General features: G+C 67.8%; 24 protein-coding genes. 9 read left to right on the forward strand and 15 right to left on the reverse strand.

Annotated features, from left to right (window positions below; translation table 11 throughout):
- Positions 1-2: 2 nt before the first annotated feature.
- Both VK682_RS16375 and VK682_RS16380 read right to left on the reverse strand, forming a co-directional pair.
- Positions 3-878: a carbohydrate ABC transporter permease gene (locus VK682_RS16375; protein ID WP_089846268.1), complete on the reverse strand. Its 876-nt coding sequence runs from the start codon at positions 876-878 to the stop codon at positions 3-5.
- Between the two features lie 121 nt (positions 879-999).
- The gene (locus VK682_RS16380) at positions 1,000-2,436 is read right to left on the reverse strand and encodes an extracellular solute-binding protein (protein WP_324782230.1); all 1,437 of its coding nucleotides are present in this window, start codon (positions 2,434-2,436) and stop codon (positions 1,000-1,002) included.
- A 214-nt stretch (positions 2,437-2,650) separates the two neighbouring features.
- On the opposite strand from VK682_RS16380, the gene VK682_RS16385 reads away from it, so the two are divergent.
- The 7 genes from VK682_RS16385 (at position 2,651) to VK682_RS16415 (ending at position 9,292) form a co-directional block, all read left to right on the forward strand.
- A complete protein-coding gene (locus VK682_RS16385; RefSeq protein ID WP_089846271.1) occupies positions 2,651-3,607 on the forward strand; it encodes a sugar-binding transcriptional regulator in 957 nt (318 codons plus the stop codon).
- Between the two features lie 239 nt (positions 3,608-3,846).
- Positions 3,847-4,731: a sugar phosphate isomerase/epimerase family protein gene (locus VK682_RS16390; protein WP_089846273.1), complete on the forward strand. Its 885-nt coding sequence runs from the start codon at positions 3,847-3,849 to the stop codon at positions 4,729-4,731.
- 1 nt (position 4,732) lies between these two features.
- Positions 4,733-5,707, forward strand: coding sequence for a tagatose kinase (locus VK682_RS16395; RefSeq protein ID WP_324782231.1), 975 nt, complete (start codon positions 4,733-4,735; stop codon positions 5,705-5,707).
- Positions 5,704-6,984 carry a D-tagatose-bisphosphate aldolase, class II, non-catalytic subunit gene (locus VK682_RS16400; RefSeq protein WP_230796679.1) on the forward strand — a complete coding sequence of 427 codons (1,281 nt, stop codon included), beginning with the start codon at positions 5,704-5,706 and terminating at the stop codon, positions 6,982-6,984. The genes VK682_RS16395 and VK682_RS16400 overlap by 4 nt, the downstream gene beginning before the upstream one ends.
- A 28-nt stretch (positions 6,985-7,012) precedes the next feature.
- Positions 7,013-7,780 (forward strand): SDR family NAD(P)-dependent oxidoreductase, encoded by a 768-nt coding sequence (locus VK682_RS16405; protein ID WP_230796678.1) that lies wholly within the window; start codon positions 7,013-7,015, stop codon positions 7,778-7,780.
- Positions 7,781-7,825: 45 nt separating this feature from the next.
- Positions 7,826-8,551, forward strand: a complete 726-nt coding sequence (locus VK682_RS16410) for an SDR family oxidoreductase (RefSeq protein ID WP_230796677.1) — start codon at positions 7,826-7,828, stop codon at positions 8,549-8,551.
- A 9-nt stretch (positions 8,552-8,560) separates the two neighbouring features.
- Complete coding sequence (locus tag VK682_RS16415) at positions 8,561-9,292, forward strand: SDR family oxidoreductase (RefSeq protein WP_230796676.1); 732 nt, start codon at positions 8,561-8,563, stop codon at positions 9,290-9,292.
- 18 nt (positions 9,293-9,310) lie between these two features.
- On the opposite strand, the gene VK682_RS16420 is transcribed toward VK682_RS16415, so the two are convergent.
- Genes VK682_RS16420 through VK682_RS16465 form a run of 10 tightly spaced genes read right to left on the reverse strand, consistent with a single transcriptional unit; the run spans position 9,311 to position 18,645 of the window.
- The gene (locus VK682_RS16420) at positions 9,311-10,393 is read right to left on the reverse strand and encodes an ABC transporter ATP-binding protein (protein ID WP_324782232.1); all 1,083 of its coding nucleotides are present in this window, start codon (positions 10,391-10,393) and stop codon (positions 9,311-9,313) included.
- Positions 10,386-11,339, reverse strand: a complete 954-nt coding sequence (locus tag VK682_RS16425) for an ROK family protein (RefSeq protein ID WP_230796672.1) — start codon at positions 11,337-11,339, stop codon at positions 10,386-10,388. Before VK682_RS16425 ends, VK682_RS16420 begins: the two co-directional genes overlap by 8 nt.
- Positions 11,336-12,037 (reverse strand): ribulose-phosphate 3-epimerase, encoded by a 702-nt coding sequence (locus VK682_RS16430; RefSeq protein ID WP_230796670.1) that lies wholly within the window; start codon positions 12,035-12,037, stop codon positions 11,336-11,338. The genes VK682_RS16425 and VK682_RS16430 overlap by 4 nt, the downstream gene beginning before the upstream one ends.
- Positions 12,038-12,046: 9 nt before the next feature.
- Positions 12,047-12,826, reverse strand: coding sequence for an alpha/beta fold hydrolase (locus VK682_RS16435; RefSeq protein WP_324782233.1), 780 nt, complete (start codon positions 12,824-12,826; stop codon positions 12,047-12,049).
- The gene (locus VK682_RS16440) at positions 12,823-13,644 is read right to left on the reverse strand and encodes a sugar phosphate isomerase/epimerase family protein (RefSeq protein WP_230796666.1); all 822 of its coding nucleotides are present in this window, start codon (positions 13,642-13,644) and stop codon (positions 12,823-12,825) included. Before VK682_RS16440 ends, VK682_RS16435 begins: the two co-directional genes overlap by 4 nt.
- The gene (locus VK682_RS16445) at positions 13,644-14,708 is read right to left on the reverse strand and encodes a Gfo/Idh/MocA family protein (RefSeq protein ID WP_230796664.1); all 1,065 of its coding nucleotides are present in this window, start codon (positions 14,706-14,708) and stop codon (positions 13,644-13,646) included. The genes VK682_RS16440 and VK682_RS16445 overlap by 1 nt, the downstream gene beginning before the upstream one ends.
- Positions 14,708-15,535 (reverse strand): sugar phosphate isomerase/epimerase family protein, encoded by an 828-nt coding sequence (locus VK682_RS16450; protein ID WP_230796662.1) that lies wholly within the window; start codon positions 15,533-15,535, stop codon positions 14,708-14,710. Before VK682_RS16450 ends, VK682_RS16445 begins: the two co-directional genes overlap by 1 nt.
- 2 nt (positions 15,536-15,537) lie before the next feature.
- Positions 15,538-16,380, reverse strand: coding sequence for a carbohydrate ABC transporter permease (locus tag VK682_RS16455; RefSeq protein WP_230796661.1), 843 nt, complete (start codon positions 16,378-16,380; stop codon positions 15,538-15,540).
- Complete coding sequence (locus tag VK682_RS16460; RefSeq protein WP_230796660.1) at positions 16,377-17,327, reverse strand: carbohydrate ABC transporter permease; 951 nt, start codon at positions 17,325-17,327, stop codon at positions 16,377-16,379. The genes VK682_RS16455 and VK682_RS16460 overlap by 4 nt, the downstream gene beginning before the upstream one ends.
- Positions 17,317-18,645, reverse strand: a complete 1,329-nt coding sequence (locus tag VK682_RS16465; RefSeq protein WP_089846299.1) for an ABC transporter substrate-binding protein — start codon at positions 18,643-18,645, stop codon at positions 17,317-17,319. Before VK682_RS16465 ends, VK682_RS16460 begins: the two co-directional genes overlap by 11 nt.
- Before the next feature lie 109 nt (positions 18,646-18,754).
- On the opposite strand from VK682_RS16465, the gene VK682_RS16470 reads away from it, so the two are divergent.
- Positions 18,755-19,939, forward strand: a complete 1,185-nt coding sequence (locus VK682_RS16470) for a Gfo/Idh/MocA family protein (RefSeq protein WP_230796659.1) — start codon at positions 18,755-18,757, stop codon at positions 19,937-19,939.
- Positions 19,936-20,874 (forward strand): alpha/beta hydrolase, encoded by a 939-nt coding sequence (locus VK682_RS16475; RefSeq protein WP_230796658.1) that lies wholly within the window; start codon positions 19,936-19,938, stop codon positions 20,872-20,874. The genes VK682_RS16470 and VK682_RS16475 overlap by 4 nt, the downstream gene beginning before the upstream one ends.
- A 6-nt stretch (positions 20,875-20,880) precedes the next feature.
- Here the strand turns inward: VK682_RS16475 and VK682_RS16480 are convergent, their stop codons facing one another.
- From VK682_RS16480 to VK682_RS16490, 3 genes are all read right to left on the reverse strand, one after another.
- The gene (locus VK682_RS16480; protein ID WP_230796657.1) at positions 20,881-21,906 is read right to left on the reverse strand and encodes a LacI family DNA-binding transcriptional regulator; all 1,026 of its coding nucleotides are present in this window, start codon (positions 21,904-21,906) and stop codon (positions 20,881-20,883) included.
- Positions 21,907-22,013: 107 nt separating this feature from the next.
- A complete protein-coding gene (locus VK682_RS16485; RefSeq protein ID WP_230796656.1) occupies positions 22,014-23,051 on the reverse strand; it encodes a carbohydrate kinase family protein in 1,038 nt (345 codons plus the stop codon).
- 72 nt (positions 23,052-23,123) lie between these two features.
- Entirely contained in the window at positions 23,124-24,116 is a 993-nt protein-coding gene (locus VK682_RS16490) for a beta/alpha barrel domain-containing protein (RefSeq protein WP_324782234.1), read from the reverse strand.
- Position 24,117: the final 1 nt, after the last annotated feature.

Raw genomic sequence — 24,117 nt, forward strand, 5'->3', positions numbered from 1 at the left:
TCTCAGGCTTTCTTGTTGCGGGGCGCGATCAGGCCGACATACAGCAGCCAGCACGCCACGATGGTGAGGTAGAGGACGACAACCGAGATGGCCGAGCCATAGCCGTAATTCGTCCGCGGAAAGACCTCCTTGAAGATGTGCACGCCGACATAGCGGGTCGCGGATCCGGGGCCGCCGCCGGTCAGCATCAGCACCTCGTCAACCGTGCGCAGCGCGTCCATCAGCCGGATGAAGACGGTGGCGAGGATGGCCGGGCGGATCATCGGCAGCGTGATGTGCCAGAAGATCTGCCGCTTGTTGGCGCCGTCGATCTGCGCCTGTTCGAACGGGTCGGGCGGCAGCGACACCAGTGCCGCGATCAGCGTCAGCGTCACCAGCGGCGTCCAGTGCCAGATGTCCATGATGACGGTGGTCACGAAGGCGGCGATGGCGCTTTGCCCGATGTTGAGATCATAGCCGAACCAGTTGTCGAGCAGGTTGGGCAGAATCCCGATGGAGGGCGTGGTCATCAGCTTCCAGATCGAGCCCACGATGATCGGCGCCATGATCAGCGGCAGCGTGTGGATGGTGCGGAAGATCGCCTTGCCGGGGAAGTCCTTCATGAAGGCCTGCGCCAGCATATAGCCGAGGATCAGTTCGGAGATCACCGCGAAAAAGACGAAGGCTGCCGTCACCCCGAGCGAGGCCAGAAACTGCGCGTCGAAGACCACGCGGCGGTAATTCTCGGCCCAGTTGAACACCATGTCCGGATTGACCGCGAACGGGTTCCACTGGTGGAACGAGACATAGAGCACGTAGATGAAGGGGAGCACGCCGAAGAAGAACAGCACCAGCAGCGTCGGTGCAAGCAGCAGCCATCCCAGTTTGGTGGAATGCATCGGATGGTCCTTGTGTGGCAAAGGGGTGCGGCGGTCCTGTGTCCCGGCGCCCGGATGCGGCGGGGAAACGCGGGCCGCCCGAAGGCGGCCCGGCTGCGGCATGCCCCTGCGGGCGTGACGCTTACTGACGATATCCGAGGTCGGTCAGTTCCTGCTCGGCCTTTTCGGCCATCTGGTCGAGCCCGGCATCGGGGTCGATGCTGCCGGTCAGGATCTCGTAGAAGATCGGGGCGACCGCCTCGCGCAGCTGCGCATGGAAGGGATAGGCGGGCGCACCGGCGAACAGACGGCCCTGATCCTTGAGCATGTCGTAATAGCCGCCCAGTTCGGTGTTCATGTCCTGAACCCCGGCATCGTCATAGGTGGCGGTATGGGTGATGCGCGGAGCCGCGACTGCCCAGCCGGGCTGCACCGATTCCTGCCCGATATACTGCAGGAACAGCAGGGCGGCGTCGCGGTTCTTGGACGTGACCGGCAGGCCGAAGGCGCCGCCGTCGTAATAGCCGATATAGCCTTCGCCGGACTCGGCGGCCTCCATCACGCCATCCTGCAGCGGCGGCAGTGCCACACCGACATTGCCCACCACGCGCGATTTGGTGTCATCCGAGGCGATCCACGCGGCGTTTTCGCCATAGACCAGCCCCTGAGCGGCGCGCCCGGCGGCGAAGGTGGTCGCCACCTCGGTCCATGTGGACTGCACCGATTCCGGCGGCGCGATGTCGCGCATGTGCAGCCACCATCTCAGCGCGGCCTTCGCCGCGTCGGAATTCATCGCCCCGCCGTTTTCCACGGTGGCGGCATAGTTGTTGTCGGGATCGATCCCCCAGCCATAGACGCCGAAGGTCGGGGCGACGGATTCCACATATTCATACCACGAAGCCGGATGGCCGGTATGGGCCTGCGCCGTGGTGCCCCACAGATCCATGTCATGATCCTCGCCCCACTGGGTGAAGAACTCGGCAATCGCCTGATAGTCCTCATGGGTGGTGGCGGGGGCAAGATCCTTGCCGGTCTTTTCCTTGTAGGCCGCCTGAACCTCGGGATCGCTGAACAGATCCGTGCGATAGAGGTAGATCTTGATGAAGGCTTCCATCGGGATCCCGTAAAGATCCCCGTCATCGCCGCGGAAATAATCGGCGAAGGTGGTGAAATCGGCCTCGTCGAAAGACGGCGCCTTCAGGTCCGGATTTTCCTCCAGCGCCTGCGTCACGTTCACCAGAAAATCGCGGGCCAGATAGGCGTAAACGATGTCCTGCTCGATATAGACCATGTCATAGATGCCGGTCCCGGCCTCCATGTCCTTGATGGCCTTGTCATACATCTGGTCCCACGAGGTGGTTTCGATCTCGACCCGGATGCCGGTCTTTTCCTCGAATTCGGGGGCCAGCACGTCGCTGATGTAATTGGATGGCGGCGTGGCCTCGGTCACCCCGCGCAGGGTCACCCCTTGGAACTGTTCTCCGGCCTTGGCCCAGAATTCATCATCCTGCGCAAAGGCGCTTCCGGCCGCAACGGATAGGGCAAGCGCCGACACGCCCAGCCTGACTGCAAAGCTCATGGTTATCCTCCCTAAGAAATTCGGTTTGGCGCCGCCCTCCGCAGCAGCTGCGGCTCCTCTCCGCGATGCCTCTCCCGACGTCACCAATACAAATGTATGGGCTTCCATTCAAGTGAAATATTCATATGTAAATCATACGAGACAGATGTATTGTCTGGTGATGCCGTCAGGGATGCTGCTAGTCTGGACGCCGCTCGAATGATGGGAAGTCGGAATGCTCAAGGAAAAAGAGGACGAGGCGTTCTCGTTCGTCAGCGAAGTCTGCTGGCATTATTACATCAACGGCATGACTCAGGCCGAGATCGGCACGGCGCTTGGCGTCACGCGGCTGCGCGTCAATCAGGCGATCCAGAAGGCCAAGGCGCTGGGGATCGTGAAGGTGCAGATCGAATCCCCCTTCCTGCCCCGGGTCGAACAGCAGAACGACCTGCGCGCGGCGCTGGGGCTGGATCAGGTGCTGATCGCGCCCGCCAACCGCGACCAGTATGATTTCCACACGCCCGTCGGCGCGGCGCTGGCCTCTTTCCTGTCGCGGCATCTGGAAACGGCGGGCTGGCAGAAGATCGGCGTATCCTGGGGCATGACGCTGCAGCGCGCGATCACCCACATGGCGCGGCAGAATTTTCCGGATCTTGAGATCATCTCGATGATCGGCGGCACCACCAAGGGCGCGATCTTCAACTCCTTCGGCATCGCCTCGGGGTTTGCCGAACGGCTGGGGGCCAGCTATTCGCTGCTGGCGGCGCCCATCTTCCTGTCCGAAGGCATCGACCGCGAGGCGTTTCTGGGGCAGGAAATCTTCCGCGAACATCTGGCCAAGTTCGAACAGCTTGACGCGGCGATCCTGACCGCCAGCGACATTTCGGCCCGCTCCTATCTCGTGTCCTCGGGCCTGCCTTCGACGGATCATGCCGAACGCCTGCTGCAGCTTGGGGCGATCGGCGATGTGGTGGGGCGGTTTCTGGACGCCGAAGGCCACAGCGTCACCAACGATCTGGACGCGCGCACCATCGGCATCACGCTCGACACGCTGGCGGCGATTCCCGAAAAGATCCTCGTGGCTGCCGGTCCGCACAAGGTCAACGTGATCCGCGCCGCCGCGCGGCACGGGCTGGTGACCATGCTGATCACCGATGACGTGACCGCCGATCTGCTGCTGGCCACCGCCTGAACCCGCGCAAATCCCCGTCCTGCAAGGGCTCTGACCTGTGCCCCGGGTCAGAGGGGGCGCACCTGAGCCCGTGCCTTCCAAAAACCTGCCGCGCGTAAAGAAATCATTTGTAAGTCCTGCGATGCACTTGTAATCTCCGTTGTGTTCGGGGTGTCTCTGCCTGCCCCGACCCTGCCCCCGTGGGCAGATCCCCGGTTGGGAGGCCGGGGCCGCAGATGGAGCCACAAGGGAGGAGCTGCATGGGACAGCTGGGGATTCACTCGTTCGTCTGGACGGGTGGCCAGACGCAGGACGATCTGGAACGCGCGCTGGAAAAGACGGCGGAACATGGCTACCGCGCCATCGAATTTGCCTATCTGCGGCCCGAACTCTTTGACCTTGACCGGCTGGCGCAGCGGGCGCAGGCGCTGGATGTCGCCATCGGCGTGACCATGGGCCTGCCCGCCGACAAGGACGTCTCAAGCGAGGATCCGGACCGGGTCGCGGCGGGCAAGGCGATGCTGCGCGACGCGGTTCAGGCGGTGCGCGACATCGGCGGCACCAAGCTGGGCGGCATCCTGTTTTCCGCCCACATGAAATATGACCGCCATCCCACCGAAACCGGCTGGAAGAACAGCGTCGAGGCCATCGCCGAAACCGCAGAGATCGCCAAGGCCGCAGGCGTCGATCTGGTGCTGGAAATCGTCAACCGCTTCGAAAGCAACCTGCTCAACACCACGGCGCAGGGGCTGGCCTTTCTTGACGCCACCGGCTCCGATCATGCGCGGCTGCATCTTGATACCTTCCACATGAACATCGAAGAGGCGAACCCCGCCGCGGCGATCCGGCTTGCGGGGGACAGGATCGGCTATTTCCATATCGGGGAAAGCAACCGCGGCTATCTGGGCTGCGGCACCATCGATTTTCCGCTGATCTTCGACGCGCTGCTGGAGATCGACTACCAGCGCGACATCGTGTTCGAGAGCTTTTCCAGCGCCGTGGTGGATGGCGCCCTGTCGCGCGCCTGCGCGATCTGGCGCGACACATGGACGGACAGCGATCCGCTGGCGGCCCATGCCAAGGGCTTCATCGAACGCGGCCTTGACGAGGCACGCCGCCGCCGCGCCACCACCGCGCAGGCCTGACATGAGCTTCCCTGCCCCGGACAGCCTTGGCCCCACGCTCTGCGTCGGGGAGATCCTTGTGGAGATCGTCGCCACCACGCCGGGCTGCGGCTTTCGCGCGCCGCAGCCGCTGATCGGCCCCTATCCCAGCGGCGCCCCGGCCATCTTCATGTCGCAATGCGGCAGGCTGGGCGGGGCTGCGGCGCTGGTCGGCTGCGTCGGCGATGACGATTTTGGCCAGCTCAATCTGGACCGGCTGCGGCAGGACGGGGTCGAAACCGGCGCCATCGGCATTGATCCGGACTATCCCACCGGCAGCGCCTTCGTGCGCTACCGACCTGACGGGCAGCGGGATTTTGTGTTCAACCTTGCCAAATCCGCCGCCGCGCGCTTCGGCTGGACCGCCGGAACCGAGGCGCTGTGCGACCGTGCCGGGCATCTGCATGTGATGGGCACAGCACTGGCCATGGCAAGCGCGTGGGAGGTGACCGACCGCGCCCTGCCCCGGATCAAGGCGCGGGGTGGCAGCGTGTCCTTTGATCCCAACCTGCGCAAGGAACTGCTGCGCGATCCCGACATCCTGCCGCGTTTCGCGCGCATGGTCGCGGAGTGTGATCTGCTGCTGCCCTCGGGCGCCGAACTGCAGCAGGCCGCAGGGGTGGAGGATGCCGAGGCGGCAATTGCGGCCCTGCTGCAGGGCGGCGTGGCCGAAATCGCGCTCAAGCAGGGCGAGGCGGGCGCCACCGTCTACCGCCGCGACGCGCCCCCGGCCCATTCCCGGGCCTTCGCGGTGGAAGAGATCGACCCCACCGGCGCGGGCGACTGTTTCGGCGGGGCCTATGTGACCTGCCGCAGGCTGGGCCTGCCGGTGGCCGAGGCGCTGACCTATGCCTGCGCCGCCGGGGCGCGCAACGTCACCCGGCGCGGCCCGATGGAAGGGGCGGGCACGCGCGCCGATCTGGATGCGTTCATCGCCGCCACGGGGTATCGCGCATGACCGCGCTGGCGCTGACCGATCTGGCGCGGCTGCGCGGCCAGCGCGGCCTGACCTCGGTCTGTTCCGCCCATCCGCTGGTGCTGCGCGCGGCGCTGCGGCTGGGGCGCGCCACCGGCGAGACCGTGCTGATCGAGGCGACCTGCAATCAGGTGAACCATCAGGGCGGCTATACCGGCATGACGCCGCACGATTTTGCCGGGCTGGTGCGGCGGCTGGCGGCAGAGGAGGCGCTGCCAGCGGAGCGTCTGCTGCTGGGGGGCGACCATCTTGGCCCCAATCCGTGGCGCGACCGCCCCGCCGCAGAGGCGATGGAGGAGGCGGAGGCGATGGTCGCTGCCTATGTGGCGGCGGGCTTCGGCAAGATCCATCTGGATGCGTCCATGGGCTGCGCGGGCGAACCCGACGCGCTGGATGACGAGACGACGGCGGCGCGCGCCGCGCGCCTTGCCGCCGCCGCCGAACGCAGCGCTGCCGCCGCAGGCCTGCCCGCCCCGCATTACGTGCTGGGCACCGAGGTGCCGCCCCCCGGCGGGGCCGATCACCTGCTCGACCGGGTCGACCCCACCGCCCCCGAGGCGGCACAACGCAGCATCGCGGTGCATCGCCGGGTCTTTGCCGAGGCGGGGCTGCAGGCGGCGTTCGACCGCGCCATAGCGCTGGTCGTCCAGCCCGGCGTGGAATTCGGCAACCGCAACGTCATCCGCTATGCGCCCGACCGCGCAGAGGCGCTGAACGCGGTGCTGCGCGCCGAGCCGCAATTCGTCTTTGAGGCGCATTCCACCGATTATCAGGGCCCCGAGGCGCTGGCAGCGCTGGTGCGGGACGGCTACGCGCTGCTGAAGGTCGGGCCAGAGGTCACCTTTGCGCTGCGCGAGGCGCTTTACGCGCTGGATCTGATCGCCTCGGATCTGCTGCCCGGCTATGGCGCCCGCCCGCTTCTGGCCGCGATGGAGGGGGCCATGCTGGCGGCGCCCGGTCCCTGGCAGCGCCATTACGGCACCGGGGCAGAGGCGCGCCTGCTGCGGCATTATTCGCTGTCCGACCGCATCCGCTATTACTGGCCCGCGCCACAGGCGCAGCACGCGGTGGACCGGCTGCTGGCCGCGCTGCGCGGCCAGCGCCTGCCGCTGCCGCTGCTGCGCCAGCACCTGCCCGCAGCCCAGGATCTGGCCGATGTGCCGCTGGATCCCGAAGCGCTGCTGATCGACCGCGTCATGGCGGCGCTGCGCCCCTATTCCGCCGCCTGCCTGCAGCGCGGCGCCCCCCTTCCGGCCTGAGGCCGGATCACCAGACGGAGGAAAATCCATGTCTCTCGACCAGTTCCGCCTCGACGGCAAGACGGCCCTGATCACCGGCGGCAACCGTGGCATCGGGCTTGCCATCGCGCGGCTTTTTGGCGAGGCGGGCGCCACCTGCCTGCTGACCAGCCGCAGCCAGACCCCCGGCCTTGCCGCGCTGCTGGAGGCGCATCCCGACCGCTACCGCTGGGTGCAGGAGGATGTCACCGACCCCGAGGCCGGTGCCCGTCTGGTCGCCGCCACCTGCGAGGCGTTTGGCAGGCTCGACGTGCTGGTGAACAATGCCGGTGTCGCCGCCAATGGCAATTTCCACGAATTCGACGACGCGCAGCTTGACTACATCATGGGCACCAACCTGATCGCGCCGTTCCGCATCGCCCGCGCCGCCGTGGCGCAGATGCTGGCGCAGGGCGGCGGCGGCACGGTGGTCAATGTCGGCTCCATCTCCGGCTATGTGGCCAACAAGCCGCAGCTGCAGGTCGCCTACAACTCCTCCAAGGCGGCGATCCACCAGATGACCAAGACCATGGCCTTTGAATATGCCGCGCGGGGCATCCGGGTGAATGCCATCGCACCGGGCTATGTGATTTCCGACATGACCAAGGGCGGCATCGCCAATCCGGACTGGAACCGCATCTGGACCGAGAACACGCCCATGGGCCGCTTCGCCGAACCCGAGGAAATGGCCACCTGCGCGCTGTTCCTCGCCGCTCCCGCCTCCAGCTACGTGACCGGGGCAATCCTCGTCGCGGATGGCGGCTACACCACGCATTGACCACACCACGCGGGGCCGGACCGGCCCGCCAGAGGGAGGACTGACATGACACAACTGGAAGGAAAGGTGGCCGCCGTCACCGGCGCGGCCTCGGGGATCGGGCTCGCCTCGGCGGAGGCGATGCATGCGGCGGGGGCGACCGTCGTGCTGGTCGACCGCGACGCCGCCGCGCTGGAGCGGATCACGACCCGGCTGGGCGCGCGCGCCATCGCGCAGGTGACCGATCTGCTGGACCCCGAAAGCTGCGATGCGATGGTGCCGCAGGTGCTGGAGAAGGCGGGGCATATCGACATCCTGCACTGCAACGCGGGCAGCTATATCGGTGGCGATCTGACCGAAACCACCGCCGCCGCGATCGACCGGATGCTGAACCTCAATGTCAACGCGGTGATGAAGAACGTGCACGCGGTCGTGCCGCACATGACCGACCGGGGCAGCGGCGACATCGTGGTGACCTGTTCCGTCGCGGGGCATTCCGCGATCCCGTGGGAGCCGGTCTATTCCGGGTCGAAATGGGCGATCACCTGTTTCGTGCAGACCATGCGCCGCCAGCTCTTCCGGCACGGGATCCGCGTCGGGCAGGTGTCGCCCGGTCCGGTGATCTCTGCCCTGCTGGCGGACTGGCCCGAAGAGAACCTGCGCAAGGCCAAGGAGAATGGCAGCCTGATCGAGCCCGAGGAGGTGGCAGAGGCGGTGATGTTCATGCTGACCCGCAAACGCACGGTGACGATCCGCGACGTGATCGTGCTGCCGACGAATTTCGACATCTAGGGGGCGGGCATGTCTGATCTTTCAGGGCTCACCGCCCTCATCACCGGGGCGGCGGGGGGCATTGGCACGGCAATGGCCGAAGGCTTCGCCCGCGCCGGCGCGCGTCTGGCGCTGGTGGATCTGCGCGACACCTCCGATCTGGCCGCAAGGCTGGGGCCGGAGCATCGCGCCTTCACGCTGGATCTGGAGGATCCGGAGGCGATCGCCTCGGTCTGTGCCGGGATCGGCGCGGAGATGGGCATCGACATTCTTGTCAACAATGCCGGGCATGGCGTGATCTTTGCCGCCGCAGATCCGCAGGTAGAGGTCTGGGACCGCACCATGCGCATCAACCTGCGCGCGCCATGGCTGCTGTCGGCGGCGGCGCTGCCCTATCTGCAGCGGTCGGGGCGCGGGCGGGTCATCAACATCTCGTCGCAGGCGGGGGTGGTGGCGCTGGACGAACATGCCGCCTATGGCGCCAGCAAGGCCGGGCTGAACCTGCTGACGCGGGTGCAGGCCTTTGAATGGGCGCGGCACGGGGTGACGGTGAACGCCATCGCCCCCACCGTGGTCGACACGCCCATGGCGGTGATCGGCTGGTCCGGCGAAAAGGGCGACAAGGCGCGCGCCGAAATCCCGGTGGGCCGTTTCGCCAAACCCCGAGAGATCGCGGCGGCGGCGCTCTATCTTGCTTCCGAAGACGCGGCCATGGTCACCGGCGAGACGCTGATGGTCGATGGCGGCTATACCATGCGCTAGGCCGCATCCGGGCCCGCGTCACGCGGGCTCGGCCCTCCGGGCCTCCAGATCGACCCGCTGTTCGGCGCTGTCGAACAGATGCAGCCGCGCGCGGTCGGCCCACAGATCCAGCGCATCCCCCGGGCGCCCGTCAAAGCCGCCATCGGTCTGCACCACCAGCCCGGTGCCGTCGGGCAGATCCACATGCAGGTTGCTGAGCCCGCCCAGCCGTTCGATCAGCCGCAGCGTGCCGGACCACGCGAGCCCGCCGGGACGGGCGGGCCCCAGCGCGATATGTTCGGGGCGCAGGCCCAGCACCATGCCCTCGGCGGCCTGCATCCCCGGCAGCACCGCGCCGCCCGGCAGCCGCAGCGCGCCGGATCCTGCCTGCAGCGGCAGGAAATTCATCTTCGGCGCACCGATGAAGCCCGCAACGAACATGTTGGCGGGGCGGTTGTACAGATCCATGGGCGCGCCCACCTGTTCGATCCGCCCGTCGCGCAGCACCACGATCTTGTCGGCCATGGTCATGGCCTCGGTCTGGTCATGGGTGACGTAGATCATCGTCGCCTGCAGCCGCTGGTGCAGGCGCATCAGTTCCAGCCGCATGTTCACGCGCAGCGCCGCATCAAGGTTGGACAGCGGCTCGTCAAACAGGAAGATTTTCGGATTGCGCACGATGGCGCGCCCGATGGCGACCCGCTGGCGCTGACCGCCCGACAGTTCGCGCGGGCGGCGGGACAGCAGATGGCCCAGTTCCAGCACCTCGGCGGCCTCCCGCACCATGCGGGCGCGGTCCTCCTTGGGCAGTTTCGCCACCCGCAGGGCAAAGCCCATGTTCTCTTCGACCGTCATGTGCGGATAGAGCGCGTAGCTCTGGAACACCATCGCCAGCCCGCGATCCATGGGTTCGCTGTCATTCTCTCGCTGCCCGTCGATGAGCAGATCGCCCGAGCTGATCGGCTCCAGCCCAGCGATCATCCGCAGCAGGGTGGATTTGCCGCAGCCCGACGGGCCGACAAACACCACGAATTCGCGGTCCCTGACGGTCAGGTCGACGCCCTTGATCACCTCCAGCCCGCCAAAGCTCTTGCGCAGGCCCTTCAGCTCCAGATCAGCCATGTGTTCTCTCCCTCCCGCTGTCCGGCGCAGCCTGCCGGACGATATGCGCCATGCCCACCAGCCCCGCCGCATCCCCCAGCGCCGCGCGCAGCAGGGGCGTGTCGCGGTAATCGGGCATGGCGGACTGCGCGATTTCCGCGCGGATCCGGGGCGCGAGCAGGTCAAAGCCATTGGCCAGCCCGCCGCCCATCACCAGCACGTCTGGCGCGTAAAGATGCAGCAGATTGGCAAAGCCCCGGCCCAGCCAGCGCGCATGTCCCGCCACCAGACGCAGCGCCAGCCGGTCGCCGCCGCGCGCCGCCTCGATCACGTCGCGCCCGGTGGGGGGCGCCGCACTGTCGGGCGCGCCGCGCCGCTGCTCTGCCGCGCGCCGCCCCAGTGCCGAGCCGGAGGCCAGCGCCTCGAAACAGCCGCGCGCCCCGCAGGCGCATTCGGGGCTGTGTTCGGCAATCTTCATATGGCCGATCTCTCCGGCCAGACCGCCGCGCCCGCGCAGAATATGGCCATCGACGATCACGCCGCCGCCAATGCCGGTGGAGACGGTGATGAACACCAGCGACCGTGCCCCCTGCCCCGCTCCGAACAGCTGTTCACCTAACGCTGCGGCATTGGCGTCATTCTCCAGCAGCACGGGCAGGCCCAGCCGGTCCCCCAGCAGCGCCGAGGCAGGCACGTTGCGCCAGCCCTGCAGCGTTGGCGGCGCCAGCATCACGCCGCGCGCGGCATCCAGCGGGCCGGGCGCGCAGAGCCCCGCCGCGCGCGGCGCCGGTCCCTGCGCCAGACAGGCGGCGGCCAGAGTGCAGAGCCCGTCCAGCACCGCGCCGACCCCCTCCCGCGCCGGGGTTGCGCCCTCGGCCATGGCCAGCACGGATCCGTCCCCGGCCACCAGCGCCGCACGCATCCGCGTGCCGCCAAGGTCAAAGGACAGGACGGGCGCGGCGGTCATGCCTGCTGCGCCCCGAGCCCGCGCAGCCAGCCGAAACGCGCGGCAAGGTCGTCCGCGCCAAAGGCGAGCGAGCCCATCACCACGGTGTCGGCCCCCGCCGCGCGCAGATCCGGCACGGTGGTGTCGCGGATGCCGCCATCGGCGGCCACCCGCACCCGCCCCAGCCCCTGCGCCGCCAGTGTCTGCCGCAGCGCCCGGATCCGGGGCACGGCCTCGGGATCAAGCCCCGCGCCCTTGATGCCGATGCGCGTGCCCATCAGCGTCACCATGGCCACGCGGGGCAGGAACGGATCCAGCGCCGCCAGCGGCTGGTCCAGCGTCAGGGCCACGCCCGCCGCCGTGCCGCGCGCCGCCAGCAGCTCCAGCGCGGCCAGCCCCTCGGCCCCGGTTTCGGCATGGACGGTGACCAGATCGGCGCCCGCCTCGGCGAACTGGCGGGCCTGATCCACCACGATGTCGCCCCGCGTCATCAGATGCACATGCACCGGCGCCTGCGCCACGTCGGCGATGCGGGCGACGAGATCGGGAAAGAACAGGAACCCGGGGGTGAAGCGGGCATCGGCCACGTCGACATGCAGGATGTCGCCATAAGGCGCGATGCGGGCCATATCCCGTTCAAGGTTCAGCAGATCGGCGGACCAGAGCGAGATCTCGGCCAGAAGCCGGGTCCGGGGAAGCGTGTCGAGAAACAGGGTCATGACCGTCCTTCAGTCAAGTTGGGCAAGGAACTGCGCGATGGCGCGGGCGGCGGCCTGCCGGTGCGCCTGTGGATCGGCGGCCTTGTCGGGCAGGGGCACCAGCGTCGCGCGCGGCAGGCGGCGGGCCAGATCCTCGGCCAGCGCGGCGGGGTGGATCAGGTCGCGCGGCGCGGACAGCACGAGGGCGGGCAGGTCCAGCGCCGCAATCTGCGCCCCGGTCAGGCCGGGATCATCCGCCGCCAGCGCGGCCAGCACCGGGGCAAATTCCGCAGCATCGGGCCGGGTGAAATAGCCGCGCAGCGAGGCGAGATTGTCCGGAGAGGCGGCCATGTCGCGGGCAAGGCTGCTGTCCTCGAACCGCTGCCCGGCAAGCAGAAGCCGCGCCGCCTCGGCCACGGGCGCCATGTTCGCCGCCACGGGGCCCACGCCCCATGCCGGACGCAGCAGGATCAGCCCGCGCACCCGCCCCGGACCCGCCACCGCCAGCCGCAGCGCCAGCGCCGCGCCCATCGACACGCCACCCAGCACCAGCGGCGCCCGCGCCTCGCGCGCCAGCAGCGCCTCAAGATCGGCGGCGAACTGCGCGAAGCTCCAGCCGCCTAGGCCCTTGGGCGAGCCGCCATGGCCGCGGCAGTCCAGCGTCAGCCGGGTGACGGGCAGGCTGTCGGGCCAGAGCGCCGCCACCTGCGCCGCATCGCCGCCCAGCCCGTGCTGGACCAGCGCCAGCGGGCCGGATCCGGCGCGGTGCACGGCCAGCGGCAGGCCATCGCGGCAAAGCGGCGCGGTCATGCCAGCCACGCGGTGAGGCGCCGCGCGGTCTGCGCCACCTCGGCCTTGGCGATGCCATGGGTGACCAGCGCGCCGTCATAGCCTGCCGCCGCAAGGCGCCGCACAAAATCCGGAAAATCCACCGCACCATCGCCGGGCGGCACCACGCGGCCCTCGGGCGTGCGGTCCTTGGCATGGGCAAGACCCAGCAACGGCGCGGCCTCGTCCACCGCGCGGGCCACGATCTCGCGCACCTCGGCGGGGGAGCCGTGGTCAAAAAGATTGGCGGGATCAAGGATGAGGCGCAGCCGGTCGGTGCCCAGTTCCTGCGCGAGCCGCAGCGCGTCTCCGACGCTGCGGACCACATTCGCCTGCTCCGGCTCGATGCCCAGCACCACGCCCGCGCCTTCGGCCATCTCGGCCAGCTCAGCCATGGCGGCGCGCATGTCGGCCCATGCCTCGGGGGTGGCGTTGTCGGGATGGGGCGCCCATTGATCGGCGGCGTTGCGGCTGCCGGTGCAGAGCGTCACCATCGGAATGCCCGCCGCCGCCGCGCAGCCGATCACCCCGCGCAGCCGGGTCACGCCGGACTGGCGGATGGCCGGATCGGGATGGGCCAGATTGCAGGTGCCCGAGAGCGCGGGCAGCGCCACGGCACAGGCCGTGGCCGCCGCACGGAGGGAGCCTGACACGCCCTCGGGCACCACCTCGGGCACCGGGTCCAGCCCGGCGCAGGCGAGGTTGAACTGCGCGGCGGCAAAGCCTGCCGCGCGCACCTGCATCAGCACGGTGTGCGGATCGTGTCCGGCAAAGGTCTTGGCAAAGATCCCCGCCTGCATCACACCGCCCCCGTCACATCGGCCAGCGCCACCCGTGCGCCGCCCTGCCGGACGGAACTGGCAATGGCCACCATGGCGCGGATCGAGGCGATGCCGTCTTCGACGCCTGCGCCGCGCATCGGCGCGCCCTGCAGGATGGTGTCGGCAAAGCCTTCAAGCTGGCGGCGGAAGAAATGCCCGTCGGCGGCCAGCGGCATGCGGGTGGTGGCGTCTTTCTCGTGAAAGATCTGCACTTCGGACGACCGGAAATACCACGGGTTGAAGGTCTTGGCGAGGATGGAGCCATGTTCGCCATACATCTGGAAGCCCTCGTGCCAGTCCATGCGCACCGCCACCGTCAGGTCAAGATGCCCCAGCGCGCCATTGGCGAATTCCGTCTCGACGAACCAGCACCACATCCCCGCCCGCTCCAGCAGGCGCGCGGTGACGGCGGTGATCTCGCCACACATGAACCGCGCCGTGTCCACCAGATGCGACCCATGGGCCAGCATGTAATACTGCCGCTTGTCGGCCTTGGGATCGCCCGCAGGCCTGCGCGCCTGCGCCGACAGGATCGGTTTGGGCTGCACGGCATCGGTGTTGGTGTAGCGGTGGGTGCTGTCGCAATACCATGCCTTCAGGGCGATGATCTGGCCCATCTCGTCGCGCACGAAATCGCGCGCCGTCTCCAGCGCGGGATCAAAGCGTTTCATGTGGCCCACCTGCAGGATCCGGCCACTGGCCCGCACGGCGGCAGCCAGCGCCTCGCCCTCTTCCACGGTCACGCCGATGGGCTTTTCGCAGAGCACATGTTTGCCCGCCTCCAGCGCGCGCAGGGCTGCGGGCACGTGAAACGCGTCAGAGGTGGCGATGATCACCGCATCCAGCGCGGGATCGGCCAGCATCTCGTCATAGTCGGCAAAGGTATGGCCGGGCTGGTAGGTGGCGCGCATCCGCTCCAGCAGGTCGGGGGCGGCATCGCAGATCGCGTGCAGGCGGGCATTGCGCGCCTTCACGCAGGATTCGAAATGCGCGAACTGCGCGATGGGGCCGCAGCCAAGGATCCCGACATGAAGCTCGGTCATCACAGGCCCTCCGCCGCCAGCATCTGTCGCAGCACGCGGTGATTGGTGGCCACCGCCGCGGCGGGATCGCGGCCCGCCGTATCGGATTCCTCCTCCAGCACCAGCCAGCCGGTGAAGTGGGGCGCGCGGGCGGCAAGCCGCGCCACCTCGGCCACGTTGACGACCCCCTGCCCCAGCATCGCCCAATCGCCTGCGGCATCCACGTCCTTGAGGTGCACGTAGCGGATGCGGTCGCGCCAGCGGGTCATTGCCGCCGCCACGCTCTGGCCGCCGCGCAGGATATGGCCGGTATCGGGCACCCAGCCGACCCGCGGATCCATCCTGTCAAACAGCGCGGCGTAATCGGCCTCGTCAAAGATCAGCGTGTCATGGTGCGAACTCGGATGCACCGCCAGCGCCACGCCTTCTGCCGCGGCCGCCTCGAAACAGGCGTCATAGACCTGCGCCGCGATGTCATGCTTTGCCGCGCGCGGGCCGGGGGACATCACCGTGGCCGATCCCATCGAGATCAGCGCGCCGGGAAAGCGCGCCACGAAGCGCGCCGTCTCGCGCATCCGCGCCACATCCGCCGCGACCTGCGACGCCTCGCAATAGCCGCTGGCGGAGGCTGTGGCATAGGCGACCAGCGTCAGCCCGGCGCGGTCCAAGGCGGCGGCAAATCCGGCGGGATCGTCGATATAGTGCCCGATCATCTTGTCGGTGATCTCGATCCCCGTATAGCCCGCCGCCGCAATCGCCGCGAGCAGGTCATCCGGCCCGCCGGTCCAGCCCGCCCCGAGCATTTCCCATGTGAAGGTCTGGCAGCCCAGTCTGAAGTCTTGTCCCATGATCATTCCTTGATCCCGCCTTGGGTCAGCCCTTCGATGATGTGCCGCTGGAAGATCAGCACAAGCAGGATGAGCGGCGCGGTCACAACGGCGGAGGCCGCCGCGATGTCGCCCCAAGGCACGAAGTAAAGATTGGTGAAATTCGCGATCCCGACCGGGATCGTCTGGTGGTCGATGTTCGAGGTGAAGGCGAGCGCGAACAGGAATTCGTTCCACGCGGTGATGAAGGCAAGCAGCCCGGTGGTCACAAGGCAGGGCAGCGACATGGGCAGAATGATGAACCAGCAGGTGCCAAGCGCGCCCAGCCCGTCCATCCGCGCCGCCTCGTCGATCTCGCGCGGCAGGGTCTCGAAATAGCCATACATCACCCATGTGACCAGCGGCAGCACCAGCGCGAGGTAGACCAGCACAAGGGCGGTATAGGTGTCGAGAAGCTGCAGCGTGGAGGCAAGAATATAAAGCGGCCCGACAAGGGTGATCTGCGGAAACATCGACACCGACAGGATCACCAGCAGCAGCCCGTAGCGCCCGCGGATGTTGAGCCGCGACAGCGAAAATACCGCCAGCGAACCGAAAGCAAGGCAGAGCGCGGTGGTGGACAGCGACACGATCAGCGAATTCAGCACATAGCGGTGCAGCTGCTTTTCGAAGAAGACGTTGTAATAATGCTCCCATGTGAAGGGATCGGGGATCAGGGTCGGCGTGCCCGAGGTCAGCGCCTTGTCCAGCTGGAACGAGGTCGCGAACTGCCACACGAAGGGCGAGGCGGACCAGAGCAGGATCATGAGCGCCGCCAGATACAGCCCGGCGCGGCGCAGCAGGGCGGAGGGGGAGGTCAGGGTCATGTCACCCTCCGGATCGTGCGCACCAGCCACAGGCACAGGATGCCCGCAAGCACCGCCTCGGTGAGGAACATCGCGGTGGACACGGTGGAGCCATAGCCGAATTCCAGCGTGGAAAAGAGCTCCTTATAGGCCAGCGTCGACAGCGTCTCGGTGCTGTCGGCGGGGCCGCCGCCGATCAGCACATAGACCAGATCGAACACCCGGAACGCGTCCAGCGCCCGGAACAGCCCCGCGATCAGCAGCGTCGGCATCAGCAGCGGCAGGCGGATCGACCAGAACACCGTCCAGGGCCGCGCCCCGTCCATGCGCGCCGCCTCGGTCAGGGATTTCGGGATGGTCTGCAGCCCGGTCAGCAGCAGCAGCGCCATGAAGGGCGCGGTTTTCCAGACATCGGCGATGATCAGCGTGGTCAGCGCGGTGTCGGGATCGCCATACCAGTTCACCTTGGCGTCGATCAGGCCAAGCTGCAGCAGGATCCAGTTCACCACGCCGTTCTGCCCGTCAAAGAGCCAGCCGAACATCTTGGAGGTGACCACCGTCGGCATCGCCCATGGCACCAGCATCGCCGCGCGCACAAGACCCCGGCAGGGAAAGCGTTCATACAGCACCAGCGCCATGCCAAGCCCGATCAGCGTTTCCAGAACCGTGGAGGCGAAGGTGAACCAGACCGTGTGGCCCCATGCGTTCCAGAAGCGGCTGTCGGACAGAAGCCCCGCGTAATTGTCGAACCCGACAAAATCCGACTGCCGTGTGATGAGCGAGGTGTTGGTGAAGGACAGCCGCAGGCCTTCGAGGATCGGCCAGAAGGCGACCGCCCCGATGGCGACAAAGGTCGGCAGCAGCAGCAGCCACGGCCAGACCCAGCGCGGCAGGGCCGGGCCGGGGCGGGCAGACAGGTCTGCCCGCGCCACGGAAGATCGCGCCACGCCCACGGGATCAGCCGACAATCTTGTCCAGCTGGTCCGACAGCGCGGCCATTTCCCGCTCGACCTCGCCATTGACCAGAGCTTTGGACAGGCCCGACTGCAGCGCCAGCGTCACCTTGGCATATTCCGGCGTGACCGGGCGCGGCGTGGCGCCGGTGAAGACCGGGCGCAGCGTCGCCATGAAGGGCTGCTGTTCGTTCAGATCGGCGTCATCGAACAGCGCCGGGCGGCTTGGCCCAAGCCCGAAATTCAGCGCGATGCGCTTCTGCTGCTCGGGCGCCGACATCCACGACATGAATTCCCATGCCGCGTCACGCTCCTTGGTATTGGCGTTGAGCCCCAGCTGGTAACCGCCAAGGCAGGAGGCGCTTTTGCCGCCCGCAAAATGCGGCAGCGGCCCGGCGCCGACCTTGCCCACGATCTCGGAAACCGAGGGATCCTGCGCGATCGGCCAGACATAGGACCAGTTGCGCAGGAACATCGACCGCCCCGCCGTGAAGGGCTGGCGCGACGGCTCCTCGTCCCAGCTCAGCACGTCGGCAGGGCTGATCCGCGCGGTGTTGATGGAGTCGTAAAGGAACTGGATGGCCTCGATGGCGGCGGGCTCGCCGATGCGGGCGCTGCGCCCGTCTTCCGCAAGGATGCCGCCCTTGTTGGAGGCGATGGCCTCCACCGCGTCGCAGACCAGAACCTCCGCCTGCTTGCCCTGCCACAGGAAGCCGAATTCGGTATCGCCCGCCTCCATCGCGGCCTTGCCGATGCGCGCCATCTCGTCCCATGTGGCAGGCACCGTCTCGCCATACTGGTCCAGCAGATCCTTGCGGTAATACAGCATGCCGGTGTCCATGAACCACGGCAGCGCGGTCAGCTTGCCATCCCATGTGCAGGCGGCGAGCGTGCCTTCGAAATATTTCGAGGTCATGTCGGCATCGACGAATTCATCCAGCGGCAGCGCCCATCCGGCAGCGGCAAAACCCGCGATCCAGATCACATCCTGCGAAAACACGTCCGGCGTGCCGTTGCCCCGCGCCAGCTGCTGCACCAGCCCCTGATAGACCTCGGTCGAGGAACTGGGCGGCGGCAGCTCGATATAGCGGACCATCACCCGGTCCTGGCTTTCGTTGAAGCTGTCGACCAGATCGCCAAAACTCTCGCTGCCGAAGAACGAGGCGGTGGCAAAGCTGATCTCCTTGCGGCCTGCGGCGCGGGCCCGGCCCGGCAGACCCAAGGCTGCGGCCCCCAGACCGGCGGCGCCGGTCGACAGAAAGCTGCGGCGGTCAAATCTTGTCACATGGGCAGGCCCGGAACGGCCCCCCGACGGCGGGTTTGAAACTGTCATCTCACTCCTCCCAAAGCGATGGCCTCCCAACCATCGATTTACTCACGTTTCTAAATTTTTTGTCGCGCGTCAACAAATAAAAATCTACAAGACAAGAAGAGCGCCGCAGATGCGGCAGCAGGTTCTGGCCACGAGGGAGGAAATCTTGGGTCTGACAGAGCAAAAAGAGCTGCGCATCGGCGTGGTGGGCTGCGGCAACATCTCGGCCATCTACATGAAAAACGCGAGCCTGTTCCGGCGCCTGCGCATGGTCGCCTGTGCCGATCTGCGGCCAGAGGCGGCAACGCTGCGCGCCAAGGAATTCGGGCTGCGCGAGATGCCGATTGAGGCGATCTTTGACGCGCCCGACATCGACCTTATCCTTAACCTGTCGGTGCCCGCCGCGCATCACGAGGTGTCGATGCGCGCGATCCGGTCCGGCAAGCACGTCTTCACCGAAAAGCCGCTCTGCGCTTCGGCGGCAGAGGCGCGCGCGCTGCTTGATGCGGCGCGGGCGGCGGGGCTTGTGGTGGGGGCGGCGCCCGACACCTTCCTTGGCGCTTCCGGGCGCCGCGCGCGGCAGCTGATCGACAGCGGCGCGCTGGGGCAGGTGGTGACCGGCACCGCCTTCATGTTAGGGCGGGGCATGGAACACTGGCATCCGAACCCTGCCTTCTATTACCAGCCCGGCGCGGGGCCGGTGCTGGACATGGGTCCCTATTACCTGACAATGCTGACCTATCTTCTGGGTCCGGTGCGGGCGGTGACCGCCGTCACCTCCTTTGGCGCCAAGACCCGGACCATCACCGCGCCGGGGCCGCTGCAGCACAGCACGTTCGAGGCGGGCACCCCCACCACCGCGCTGTCGCTGCTGGAATTCCGCTCCGGCGCCATCCTCAGCTTCGGCGCCTCGTGGGATGTGTTCCGCCATTCCAGCGCGCCCATCGAACTGCATGGCACCGGCGGGTCGCTGCGCCTGCCCGATCCGGACAATTTCGGCGATGTGGTGGCGCTGTCGGAGCAAGGCGCGGACTGGGTCGCCCATGCCTCCGAAGGCACGCCCTTCGGCACCACCAACTACCCGGTGGAGGCGCCGGACCGCGCCAATTACCGCGCGCTGGGTCTGGCCGAGATGGCAGAGGCCATGGAAATGGGCCGCCCGCCACGCGCCAGTGGCGCGCTGGCCTTTCACGTGCTGGAAGTGCTGGAAAGCATCCTGCATTCGGGCGAGACGCGGAGCCGGGTCGAGATCACCTCCTGCCCGGACCAGCCCGCCCTGCTGGACGAGGCGGCGGCAGAGGGGCTGCTGCAATGAGCCGCCCGCCGCTCTCCCCCGGCGCGCGTGCCACGCTGGCCGCGCAGGCGCAGATGCCGGGCCCGCCCTTCGAGCAGATGTCCGCCCCCGAGGCCCGCGCCAGCTTTGACACAGGCTGGCCCGCGCTGCAGCTGCCGCCCGATCCGGCGCTGGCCGAAGGGCCGGTGCCGCTGCTGCTGGCCGACCGTCCCGCGCTCTGCTGGCGCGGCGCCGGGGCGCCCGCCACCGGCGCCCGCGCCCTTCTTTACCTGCATGGCGGCGGCTGGGTGGTGGGCAGCCCCGCCTCGCATGCCGCGATCTGCCAGCGGCTGGCGGCGGCCTGTGGCGCGGTGGTGATCTGCCCGGATTACCGTCTGGCGCCCGAACATCCCTTTCCGGCAGCGGCAGAGGATGCCATCGCCTGCCTTGCCGCGCTGCCGCAGGTGGCGGCAGAGCTTGGTCTTGCCCCCGACCGGATCATCGTGGCCGGGGACAGCGCGGGCGGCAATCTGGCGGCGGTGGCAGCCCTGGCCGCGGCCCGCGATCCCGCGCTGCCGCAGCCCCGGGCGCAGCTGCTGTTCTACCCCAACACCGATGCGGGCCAGACCCATCTCAGCTATCGCCGCTTTGCCGAAGGCTTCGGGCTTACCGCGCGCACCATGCGCTGGTTCCGCGATCACTATGCCCGGCCCGAGGATCATGCCGACTGGCGCCTATCGCCGCTGCGGGCCGATCCTGCGGGCACCGCGCCGGCCTTTGTCGCCTTGGCCGGGGCCGACATCCTGCATGACGAGGGCCGCGCCTATGCCGAGGCGCTGGCCGCCGCTGGCACCCCCGTCGAAACCCGGCTCTGGGAGGGGCATCTGCACGGCTTTCTCAGCCATTGCCGCCATGATCCCGCAGCGTTGGAGGCACTGGCCGCAGCGGCGCAGTGGCTTGACCGGCAAGGTGTCTGACAGCCCTCAGGCCGAGGCGCGCATCACCAGCTTGGCGGGCAGCTGGGTGGAGCTGACGGTGCCGCGCGGTGTCTCGCCCGACAACAGCGCCAGCAGATGCGCGCTGGCGGTGCGCGAGATGCCTTCGTAATCCTGCGCGATGGTGGTCAGGGACGGCGCGCTGTAACGGCTGAGCGGGTGGTCATCATGCCCGGCCACGCGCAGGTCATAACCTTCGCCATGGCCGACCCGCAGCCCCGCCTCATGCGCCGCGGCGATCACGCCAAAGGCAAGCCGGTCATTGGCGCAAAGCAGCGTGCGCCCGGGCAGGCCTGCGGCGATCAGCGCCTGCATCCGTTCGAAGCCGACCCGTTCCAGATCCCACGGCGTTTCGGTCTGGCTTTCCAGCACCAGCGGCGTGGCGCCATGGGCGCGCATCGCGGCCAGATAGGCGGCGCAGCGTTCGCCGGTGCCGGGATTGACGGGCGGCGTGTTGATATAGACCGGCGCCTCTCCGGAGCGGCAGAGGTAATCCACCATCGTGCCGATGCTCTGGCGGTTGTCATTGCCCACGAAAGAGGCCATGCCGCCGATGGCATTGTCCAGAAAGATGCACGGGGTCGCCTCGACGAAGCGCTGCATCGCCTCGGCATCCGAGGCAAAGCCAAGCGGTGCGATCAGCGCGCCGCCCACCCGCAGCGACTGCAGCGTGCGCAGCGCCTCCACCTCCAGATCGGGCTGGCCATGCGGCGAGATGGTCAGCGGCCAGTAGCCTTCGGCGCGCAGCAGCAGTTCCAGCCGGGTGACCAGCTGGGCATAGAACGGGTCGGTGATGGCGGGCACCACGATGCCGATGGTCCGCGTGCGCTTGCGGTTGAGGTTGCGCGCATAAAGGTTCGGCTGGTAGTCGGTTTCCTCCAGCTTGGCGGTGATCAGCGCCCGGGTGGAGGGCTTGACGCTTTCCGGATCCTCGAAGAATTTCGACAGGGTCGGGCGCGACACCCCGCAGGCCCGGGCAAACGCCTCCATCGTGCGCGGTGGGTCCTCCTTCATCCGGTCTCTTCTCCGCGTGGCTTGGGCGTTGAAGTTACCGTAAAGAAAATTTTCAGGCGCGCGTAAAGATCTTTCGTCCGGGACCAAGGATTTCCCGGGATGCAGGATCAGGCCGTGCCCAGTTCCAGCGCGTCGCGCCAGCCGGTGCGGGTGGCAAGCGCCAGACAGGACTCGAGGCTTTCGACCGCGCCATAGGTGTCGACGGAGCGCAGCGAGGCGGCGGCGGCGGCATGGGCATAGGCCAGACAGTCGCGCAGCGCCACGCCCCGGTGATGGCCGCAGAAGAACCCGGCGGCAAAGGCATCGCCCGCGCCATTGGTGCCCTTCACCTCGGCCTGCGGAAACCGCGTGGAGGGATGGGACTGCACCCCGCCGCTGCGGTCCAGCGCCACGGCACCGCCGGGGAAATGCGCCACCGCGATTTCCATGCTGCCAAGCTCCATCACCCGGCGCAGCGCCGCGATCACCCCCGGCACCGAGGTGGCCCCGCCTTGCACCGTCTGCAGATCGGCGAAGGCGCCGATTTCGTAATCATTGACCACAAGGTAATCCAGATGCGGCAGGCAGGGCAGGATCAGCCGCCGCAGATCGTCGCGCGGGATGCTCATCACCTCCATGTTGGTGCGCAGCCCGGCGGCGCGCGCCTTTTTCAGCACGCTGACCCAGCCGCTGGGATCGCCCTGCCACGGACCGTCCAGCAGTGCATGGGTGCCGGGCAGCCCCAGATGCAGCATCCGCGCCGTCACGCCGTCAAAATCGAAATGGTCGGGCGTCAGATGGTCGCTGGCATCGGCTTCAAAGATATGGGTGCGCCTGCCGTTTTCCGCCGAGGTGAAGGCCATGGTGCGATGCGTGCGCAGGGCGGGATCGACGTGAAAGCGCGAGATGTCGATGCCGTGGTCGGTGGCGACGCCGCGCAGCAGCCGCCCGTCCGGATCCTCGCCGCAAAGGCCCACCGTCGCCACCGGAATCTCTGGCGCCAGCCGCCGGATGTCGACGGCGAAATTGCACCCCGCCCCGCCGCCCTGCGCATTGGCGGACAGGATCCGCGTTGCCGTCTCCTCCTCCGGCCAGCGCGGCAGCACCATGTTGTGATCGACGCACCATGTTCCGCCGGTGATGAACCCGCTGCGACTGCTGCTCATGGTCTCTTGCCTCCTTCCCTTGTCCTTGTCCGCTTGGGGCGGGACGCCGCACCGGGCGCCCCGCAGCCGCGCTCAGGCGGCGCTTTTCAGCACGGCTTCGGTGATCTGGCCGTCCTGATCGAGCGGGCGGCTCGGGGTGATGCCCTTGGACTGCAGCGTGCCGTGATAGGCGCGGGTCGCCTCTTCGGAGCCGATCTCGCCATCGGCCACGGCGCGCATCATGCGCACCATCTCGCGCGGGTCGTCGGCAAGGTTGATTTTGCGCCCGAACAGCGCCACCCGCGCGCCGTAGCGTTCGATCTGCGCGATCAGTTCCAGACAGTCGCGCGTGGTGCCCGCGCCGCCGCCCAGCACCCCCACGATGACCGAAGGGTCATAGCTGACCAGTTCCTCCAGCGCCTTGGGGCCGTTATAGGCGATCTTGAGGAATTCGGGCCGCTCGCGCCGGGACAGGCCCGCCATGCAGCGCATCATCGCGTCATTGACGTAACCGGGGATGTCCTCTGCAGACAGTCCGCAGTCGACATTAGGATTGAACACCTCAAGGAAATAGCGGAACCCGTTGGCCTGCGCATCGGCGCGGAAGGCGGCAAAATGCTCCAGCGACAGGTAATCCGCGTCCAGATCGTTGTTGAAGGTGATGGAATAAAGCCCCAGATCGCAGCCAAGCCGCTTCGCCTCGGCAAGGTTCGCGCTGCGGAACGGGCGCGAGGGCTGGCTGGCATAGCGCGCGCCCCGGAACACCCAGACATCGGTGGTGTCATTGGCCCGGATCGCCGGGGTGACGCGGCTTGATCCGTAGACGCCGCGCTCCTGCAGCGCCTCGAGGTTCGACACCGAGGTCAGCATCACGTCGACCACATCCTGCGCCACGATCGCCTCGATGCTGTCAAGGAATTCGGGCCTCGTGCGGAAGGCGCCGGGGCTGCCATCGGCGTTGCGGTGCGGACCGCAGGATTTGATCGACGGGCCCATGTCGCCGTCCTTGGCATCGGCGATGACAAAATCGCCCTTGCGGTAGTCGCCGCTGCGGATGCGCGCCAGTTTCTCGTCCAGTCTCAGCATG

This window comes from Salipiger marinus (genome assembly GCF_035481585.1).
GTDB classification, from domain to species: Bacteria; Pseudomonadota; Alphaproteobacteria; order Rhodobacterales; family Rhodobacteraceae; genus Salipiger; species Salipiger marinus.